Source organism: Pseudoalteromonas sp. S4492 (assembly GCF_005886115.1).
In the GTDB taxonomy this organism is placed as follows: Bacteria; Pseudomonadota; Gammaproteobacteria; order Enterobacterales; family Alteromonadaceae; genus Pseudoalteromonas; species Pseudoalteromonas gelatinilytica.
In genome coordinates this window covers 1-272 of the sequence record NZ_PNCP01000365.1, presented here as the reverse complement: position 1 = coordinate 272, position 272 = coordinate 1, and the positions used below count along the sequence as shown (strand labels likewise).

Annotated in this window: 1 protein-coding gene; it reads left to right on the top strand. The window is 50.0% G+C overall.

Features of this window, described 5'->3' with window-relative positions:
* Positions 1 to 17 precede the first annotated feature (17 nt).
* Positions 18 to 272: hypothetical protein (locus CWC28_RS21815; RefSeq protein WP_138625792.1), on the top strand; the 255-nt coding region annotated here is incomplete at its 3' end.

Sequence of the window (272 nt, the reverse complement as noted above, 5' to 3'; positions counted from 1 at the left end):
GTGCTGCCAGTGTCTCTATGCCGATTGCTGCCGGAGTGGCTGTTTGTACGGGTGTGGGTTACCTCTTTTATCTGCGTGTGAATTCGATTGAGCTGGAAACGCGTTCAAAGCAGCTGACCGATTTTGTCGTTACCCATGAACAGCCTCAAAGATTGATTCGTGAGCAATTGGAGCTCAGGGAGTCGGAGCGGGCAGAAGATCTGGATAGAAGGCTTCATGATACTGAAGAAGAGCTGGAGTTAGAAAAGCAGCGTAAAGCAGATCTGGCCACT